This window comes from Tepidimonas sediminis (assembly GCF_007556605.1).
Lineage (GTDB): Bacteria > Pseudomonadota > Gammaproteobacteria > Burkholderiales > Burkholderiaceae_C > Tepidimonas > Tepidimonas sediminis.
This window is the reverse complement of the sequence record NZ_VJND01000019.1, coordinates 23,514-31,501: the sequence shown is the minus strand read 5'-3', so window position 1 is coordinate 31,501 and position 7,988 is coordinate 23,514. Positions and strand designations below refer to the sequence as shown.

Sequence of the window (7,988 nt, the reverse complement as noted above, 5' to 3'; positions counted from 1 at the left end):
CCACCCCCCAGCGCCGCCCCCACCACGCGGCGCGCGGCTCGCCCAGCAGCACCAGCACCAGCGGCACCAGCAGCGTCGCCCCCAGCGTGTCACCGATCCACCAGCTGGCCCACTGCCCCAGCGCGTCGCCGGGGGCGATGACGCCGCGCAGCACCAGCGCGGGCACCGACACGCTGGCGTTGAGCAGGCTGCTGGCCGGCAGCACCCCGAACAGCAGCCGCAGCACCTGGTGCGGCTCGTCCAGGGCCGAGGGATAGCCCACCCAGCGCCGCACCGCCCAAGCCGACAGCGCCGCCATCGCCGCCGCCCCCAGCGCCGGTATCAGCACGCCCCAGTGCCGCCAGTCGGCGCCGACGGCCTGATGCGCCATCACCTGTACCGCCAGCGATCCCAGCAGCACCCCCGGCAGCGCCGCGCGCCCACGCGTCAGCACCGCGCCGGCGGCCACCCCGGCCGGAAAGAACACCACGATCGCGTAGTCCGGCGGCACGCGCAGCTGCAGCGCCAGCCAGCCGGCCAGCGCGTAAGCCAGCGCCGTGCCGGCGGCGGTGCGCAGGGCGCGCACGGCGGGATGGCCGGGCGGCGCAGCGGAGACGGGTTCGACGACGTCCATGCGATCGCGCGATGGGGTGGCATCACTGTAGCACCGGGTCGTGACGCGGCGGCGGACCCGGCGCAGCGGGCGCGGTCGGCCGGCGCAGAGTCCGGGTTTTCCCGCGGAATGTCCCGGCGGCGGGTGGGGAATTGCGCCGGCCCCGGGACCTGCCGCCTACACTGCAGGGTCGAGCCCGGACGGGCGCGCAAGCAGCGAGCAGGTACCGCCGCCGGCGATCCCGGCGCGCGGTGGCCGCGGGCGTTCTTGGCAGGCCCGCCGTCCGGTTGGGGGCTCACCGGCCCGTTTCGATCTCAGGAGACCTCTGCCATGTCCGCACCCCTGCCCGAGTCCGTGCAGCGCGCGCTGGCCGCCGTCACGCTCGATGACAAGTACACCCTGGCGCGCGGCCGTGCCTTCATGAGCGGCATCCAGGCCCTGGTGCGCCTGCCGATGCTGCAGCACCAGCGCGACGCGCTGGCCGGCAAGCGCACCGCCGGCTTCATCAGCGGCTACCGCGGCTCGCCCCTGGGCGGCTACGACCAGGCGCTGTGGAAGGCGCGCGAGCACTTGAAGGCCCACCACATCGTCTTCCAGCCCGGCGTCAACGAGGAGCTGGCCGCCACCGCCGTCTGGGGCACGCAGCAGCTCGGCTTCGCCCCGCCCGGCAGCGCCCGCTACGACGGCGTCTTCGGCCTGTGGTACGGCAAGGGGCCGGGCGTGGACCGCTGCAGCGACGTCTTCAAGCATGCCAACCTCGCGGGCACCACGCCGTGGGGCGGCGTGATCGCGGTGGCGGGCGACGACCATGTCGCCAAGAGCTCCACCGCCGCGCACCAGAGCGACCACATCTTCAAGGCGTGCGGGCTGCCGGTGTTCTTCCCGGCCAGCGTGCAGGAGATCCTGGACCTGGGTCTGCACGCCTGGGCGGTGAGCCGCTACGCCGGCGTGTGGACCGGCATGAAGACGATCCAGGAGATCGTCGAGTCCAGCGCCACGGTGGAGATCGACCCCGAGCGCGTGCGCATCGTGCTGCCGGACGACTTCGAGATGCCCCCGGGCGGCGTGCACATCCGCTGGCCCGACGCGCCGCTGGAGCAGGAGGCGCGCCTGATGGATTACAAGTGGTATGCGGCGCTCGCTTACGTGCGCGCCAACCGGCTCAACCACAACGTCATCGAGGGCCCCCACGACCGCTACGGCATCATCGCCAGCGGCAAGGCCTACAATGACCTGCGCCAGGCGCTGCACGACCTCGGGCTGGACGAGGCCACCTGCCGGCAGCTCGGCATCCGCGTGCACAAGGTGGCGGTGGTCTGGCCGCTGGAGGCGCAGATCACGCGCGCCTTCGCCGAGGGGCTGCGCGAGATCCTGGTGGTGGAGGAAAAGCGCCAGGTCATCGAATACCAGCTCAAGGAAGAGCTCTACAACTGGCGTCCCGACGTGCGCCCGGACGTGCTCGGCAAGTTCGACGAGATCGAGGGCGACCACTCCGGCGGTGAATGGTCGGTGCCGAACCCGAGCGCGCACACGCTGCTGCGCGCCAACGCGGACCTCACGCCTGCCATCATCGCGCGCGCGCTGGCGCGGCGGCTGACCAGGCTCGGCATCCTGCCCGAGGGCAGCGACGTGGCCGCGCGCGTGCAGCAGCGCCTGGCGCTGATCGAGGCGCGCGAGCGCGCGCTGCAGGCGATCCAGCTGCACGGCGGCGAAGCGCAGCGGCTGCCGTGGTTCTGCTCGGGCTGCCCGCACAACACCTCCACCCGCGTGCCGGAGGGCTCGCGCGCCATGGCCGGCATCGGCTGCCATTACATGGCGATCTGGATGGATCGCCACACGGTGGCCTTCACGCAGATGGGCGGCGAAGGCGTGCCATGGGTCGGGCAGCAGCCGTTCACGAACGAAAAGCACATCTTTGCCAACCTCGGCGACGGCACCTACTTCCACAGCGGGCTGCTGGCGATCCGCCAGGCCATCGCCGCCGGCGTCAACATCACCTACAAGATCCTCTACAACGACGCCGTGGCGATGACCGGCGGCCAGCCGGTCGGTGAGCGGCCCGAGGGGCACTCGGTGCTGCAGATCGTGCACAGCCTGCGCAGCGAGTGGGTGCGCAAGCTCTTCATCGTCACCGACGAGCCGGCCAAATACGCCCATGCCCGGCACGCCACCCCGGGCGGCGTGACGCTGACGCTGCCGGCCGACGTGCCGGTGCTGCACCGCGACGAGCTCGACCGCGTGCAGCGCGAGTGCCGCGACACCGAGGGCGTGACCGCCATCATCTACGACCAGACCTGCGCCACCGAGAAGCGCCGCCGCCGCAAGCGCGGCCTGTTGCCCGAGGCCGCGGCGCGCGTCGTCATCAACGAGCGCGTCTGCGAGGGCTGCGGCGACTGCGGCGTGCAGAGCAACTGCCTGAGCGTGGAGCCGCTGGAGACGCCGCTCGGGCGCAAGCGCACGATCAACCAGAGCACCTGCAACCAGGACTATTCGTGCGTCAAGGGTTTCTGCCCGAGCTTCGTCACCGTCACCGGCGCCCGGCCGCGCAAGCCGGGCCGTGACGCGGGCGCCCCCGGCCTCAAGGACCTGCCGCCGCTGCCCGAGCCGGCGCTGCCCGCGCTGCAGCCGGGCGGCGGCGCCTGGGGCATCGTCGTGGCCGGTGTGGGCGGCACCGGCGTCATCACCATCGGCCAGATCCTCGGCGTGGCCGCGCACCTGGAGGGCAAGGGCATCGTGACGCAGGACGCGGCGGGTCTGGCGCAGAAGGGCGGGGCCACGTGGAGCCATGTGCTGATCGGCGCGCGCCAGGACGACATCCTCACCACCCGGGTGCCTGGCGCCGCCGCCGACCTGATCCTGGCCTGCGACCCGATCGTGGCCGCCAGCGCCGAGACGCTCGCGCGCACGCTGCCCGGCCGCACGCGCGTGGCGCTCAACGCCCAGGCCACGCCGACGGCGGCCTTCGTGCAGGATCCCGACTGGCGCAATCCATCGCAGCGCTGCGTGGCGGCGATCACCGAGGCCGTGGGTGCCGACGGCGTCGGCGCCTTCGACGCCGAGGCGCTGGCGCTGAAGGTGCTGGGCGACACGCTCTACGTCAATCCGATGGTGCTCGGCTACGCGTGGCAGAAGGGCTGGATCCCGCTGCGGCGCGAGACGATCGAGCGCGCGATCGAGTTGAACGGCGTGGCGGTGGCCGCCAACAAGGCCGCCTTCGAGTGGGGCCGGCGCGCCGCGCACGACCCGGCCGCGGTGCAGCGGCTGCTCACCCCGGCGCAGGTGGTGCCGCTGCACCGCACGCCGACGCTGGAGCAGACCGTGCGCACCTGGGTGGAGCATCTGACCGGTTACCAGGATGCCGCGTACGCGCAGCGCTACGAGGCGCTGGTGCGCCGCGTGCAGCAGGCCGAAAGCGCCTGCGGCGGCCGTGGCGAGCTGGCGCGCGCGGTGGCGCAGCAGTACGGCCGGCTGCTGGCGATCAAGGACGAGTACGAGGTGGCGCGCCTCTACACCGATGGCGTCTTCCTGCAGCGGCTGCGCGAGCAGTTCGACGGCGCGCCGCACCTGACCTTCCATCTCGCGCCGCCGCTGCTGGCGCGGCGCAACGAGCGCGGCGAACTCCTCAAGCGCCCGTTCGGGCCGTGGATGCTGACGGCGATGCGCTGGCTGGCGCGCGCGCGGCGGCTGCGCGGCACCTGGCTCGACCCGTTCGGCCACACCGAGGAGCGGCGCCTGGAGCGCGCGCTGATCCGCGAGTACGAGCAGGCGATCGACGAGGTGCTGGCGGGCCTCAAGCCCGAGCGGCTGCCGCTGGCGCTGGCGATCGCGCGCTGGCCCGAGCAGGTCCGGGGGTTCGGCCACGTCAAGCTGCGGCATCTGGAGGCCGCGCGCCCGCGCTGGGACGAGCTGCGCCGCCGCTGGCGCGCCGGCGCATGCCGTGCCGACGACGAGCCGGCCCCCGCCGCCCGCGCCGCCTGACGCTGTCGCGCGCCTGACGCCGCCGCCGGCGCCGAGCGCGGCGCCACCCCTACACTCCCGCCCCTCGTGGACTTGGAGGCGGGGCGGCATGCGGCGGATGGACGGCGACATCGGCAGGGCGGCGGGCGGCGTGGGCGCCGGTGTGGCGTGGGCGCTGGCCGCCGGGCTGCTGTGGGGCCTCGTGTTCCTCTCCCCGCTGATGCTGCCGGACTACCCGGCCGCGCTGCAGACGGTCGGGCGCTACCTCGCCTTCGGGCTGCTGTGTCTGCCGCTGGCGTGGTTCGACCGCCACGAGCTGCGCCGCCTGCGCCGCGCCGACTGGGGGCACGCGCTGGAGCTGGCCCTGGTCGGCAACCTGCTGTACTACCTGCTGCTGGCCAGTTCGATCCAGCGCACCGGCGGGCCGCTGTCCACCGTCATCATCGGCACGCTGCCGGTGGTCATCGCCGTGGTGGCCAACCGGCGCGACGCCGCGCGCGACGGCCGCCTGCCGTGGCGCCGGCTGCTGCCGGCGCTCGTGCTGATCGCCGCCGGCATCGCGCTGGTCAACCACGTCGAGCTGCAGGCGGTGCGCGCCGACCCGGCGCGACGCGTGGCGGATTACCTGCTGGGGGCCCTGCTGGCCGCCGGCGCGGTGGCCTGCTGGACGTGGTATCCGCTGCGCAACGCCGACTGGCTGCGCGCGCACCCGCAGCGCAGCGCGCGCGCCTGGTCCACCGCGCAGGGGCTGGCCACGCTGCCGCTGGCGCTCATCGGTTACGCGCTGTTGCTGGCGTGGAGCGCCTGGCGCGGGACCGGGCCGGTGCAGCCGCTCGGGCCGCGGCCCGAGGTGTTCGTGCTGCTGATGGTCTCGCTCGGGCTGCTGGCCTCGTGGCTCGGCACGCTGTGCTGGAACGCCGCCAGTCAGCGGCTGCCGACCGCGCTGGCCGGGCAGCTGATCGTGTTCGAGACGCTGGCGGCGCTGCTGTACGCCTACCTGTGGCGCGGCCAGTGGCCGGCGCCGACGGCGCTGGCGGGTATCGCGCTGCTGGTGGCCGGCGTGCTGTGGGGCGTGCGCGCGCGGCCGCTGCCGGCCGTGGCGCAGGCGCATCCGGACTGACCGCGGCGGGCCGCCGCACCGGCCGCCCCGCTACAATGGCCGTTTGACCGCCGCGCGCCGCGGCGGCTTTCCTGCCTTCTTGTCGTCTCTGCCGACCTTCGAGGAACGTCGACGTGTTCATCTCCAACGCCTACGCCCAGGCCGCCGCCGGCGGCGACGCCCCCTCCACGCTGGTCAGCCTGCTGCCGCTGCTGCTGATGTTCGTGGTGCTGTGGTTCGTGATGATCCGGCCCCAGATGAAGCGGCAGAAGGAGCACAAGGCCATGATCGACGCGCTGGCCAAGGGTGATGAGGTGCTCACCGCCGGGGGGCTGCTGGGCAAGGTGACCAGGCTCGGCGACCCCTACATCGCCATCGAGCTGGCCGACGGCGTGGAGGTGCAGCTGCAGCGCACCGCGGTGGCGCAGGTGCTGCCCAAGGGCACGATCAAGTGAACCGCTACGCCTGGTGGAAGTACGCGATCCTGGCGGTGGCGCTGCTGCTGGCCGCCGTCTACGCGCTGCCGAACTTCTTCGGCGAGGCACCGGCGGTGCAGGTTTCCGCCGCGCGTGCGGCGCAGCGGCTGGATGAAGGGACGTTGGCGCGCGTGGAGGCGGCGCTGGCGCAGGCGCAGCTGCAGCCGCAGGCGCTGCAGCTCGACGGCGGCACGCTGAAGGCGCGCTTCGAATCCACCGAGCAGCAGATCCGCGCGCGTGACGCGCTGGAGCGCGCGCTCAACCCCGATCCCGCCAACCCCGGCTACGTGGTGGCGCTCAACCTCCTGCCGCGCACGCCGGCGTGGCTGCAGGCGCTGGGCGCGCAGCCGATGTACCTCGGCCTGGATCTGCGCGGCGGCGTGCACTTCCTGCTGCAGGTCGACATGGCCGCCGCCGCCACCAAGCGGCTGGACGCGCTGGTGACGGAGCTGCGCACGCTGCTGCGCGACCGTGACGTGCGCCACGGCGGCGTGCGCCGCGAGGGCGGCGAGGTGCTGGTGCGCCTGCGCGACGCCGACACCGCCGCGCGCGCCGCCGACCTGATCGCGCGCGAGCAGCCCGACGTGCAGCTGGCGCAGCGCCGCGACGGCGAGGAGACCGTGCTGGCGCTGACGCTGCGCCCCGAAGCCGCGCGCCGCCTGCAGGAGCAGGCGCTCAAGCAGAACATCCTGACGCTGCACAACCGCATCAACGAGCTGGGCGTCGCGGAGCCGGTGATCCAGCAGCAGGGGCCGGACCGCATCGTCGTGCAGCTGCCCGGCGTGCAGGATACCGCCAAGGCCAAGGACATCCTGGGCCGCACCGCCACGCTGGAGATCCGCATGGTGGACGAAAGCCCCGAGGGTCTGGCCGCCGAGCGCGACCCCGGCGCCCCGGTGCCGTTCGGCTCCGAGCGCTACCTCGACCGCAACGGCCGGCCGGTGATCGTCAAGCGGGAGGTGATCCTGACCGGCGACAACCTCACCGACGCGCAGGCGGGCTTCGACAGCCAGACGCAGGAGCCGGTGGTCAACCTGACGCTGGACGGCAAGGGCGCGCGCATCTTCCGCGACGTCACGCGCGACAACGTCGGCAAGCGCATGGCGATCCTGCTGTTCGAGAAGGGGCGCGGCGAGGTCGTCACCGCGCCGGTCATCCGCACCGAGATCGGCGGCGGCCGCGTGCAGATCTCCGGCCGCATGACCACGCAGGAGGCCAACGACACCGCGCTGCTGCTGCGCGCCGGCGCGCTGGCCGCGCCGATGGAGATCGTCGAGGAGCGCACGATCGGCCCGAGTCTGGGCGCCGACAACATCCGCATGGGCTTCAACAGCGTCGTGTGGGGGTTCGTGGCGGTGGTGGCGTTCATGTGCGTGTACTACACGTTCTTCGGCCTCGTCTCGAGCCTGGCGCTGGCGTTCAACCTGCTGCTGCTGGTGGCGATCCTGTCGCTGCTGCAGGCGACGTTGACGCTGCCCGGCATCGCGGCCATCGCGCTGACGCTGGGCATGGCCATTGATGCCAACGTGCTGATCAACGAGCGCATCCGCGAGGAGCTGCGCAACGGTTCGGCGCCGCAGACGGCCATCCACAAGGGCTACGAGCACGCCTGGGGCACCATCGTCGACTCCAACCTGACCTCGCTGCTGGCGGGGCTGGCGCTGCTGACGTTCGGCTCCGGGCCGGTGCGCGGCTTCGCGGTGGTGCACTGCATCGGCATCCTGACCAGCATGTTCTCGGCGGTGATGTTCTCGCGCGGGCTGGTCAACCTGTGGTACGGGCGGCAGCGCAAGCTGAAATCGATCGCCATCGGCATCACGGTGCCCGCCGGCGGTGGCAAGGGCGCCTGAGCGGCGCGGGAAAC

The 7,988-nt window shown here is 73.2% G+C and carries 5 protein-coding genes; 4 read left to right on the top strand and 1 reads right to left on the bottom strand.

Annotated elements, in window-relative coordinates:
* Positions 1-613 (bottom strand): MASE1 domain-containing protein (locus Tsedi_RS11590; protein ID WP_185970664.1); only part of this gene is annotated, 613 nt, incomplete at its 3' end.
* Positions 614-922: 309 nt separating this feature from the next.
* On the opposite strand from Tsedi_RS11590, the gene Tsedi_RS11585 reads away from it, so the two are divergent.
* The 4 genes from Tsedi_RS11585 (at position 923) to secD (ending at position 7,974) form a co-directional block, all read left to right on the top strand.
* A complete protein-coding gene (locus tag Tsedi_RS11585) occupies positions 923-4,570 on the top strand; it encodes an indolepyruvate ferredoxin oxidoreductase family protein (RefSeq protein WP_143896775.1) in 3,648 nt (1,215 codons plus the stop codon).
* Between the two features lie 130 nt (positions 4,571-4,700).
* Positions 4,701-5,669: a DMT family transporter gene (locus tag Tsedi_RS11580; protein ID WP_143896784.1), complete on the top strand. Its 969-nt coding sequence runs from the start codon at positions 4,701-4,703 to the stop codon at positions 5,667-5,669.
* Between the two features lie 113 nt (positions 5,670-5,782).
* Positions 5,783-6,103, top strand: a complete 321-nt coding sequence (gene yajC / locus Tsedi_RS11575; RefSeq protein ID WP_143896773.1) for a preprotein translocase subunit YajC — start codon at positions 5,783-5,785, stop codon at positions 6,101-6,103.
* Positions 6,100-7,974, top strand: coding sequence for a protein translocase subunit SecD (gene secD, locus Tsedi_RS11570; RefSeq protein WP_143896771.1), 1,875 nt, complete (start codon positions 6,100-6,102; stop codon positions 7,972-7,974). Before yajC ends, secD begins: the two co-directional genes overlap by 4 nt.
* Positions 7,975-7,988: the final 14 nt, after the last annotated feature.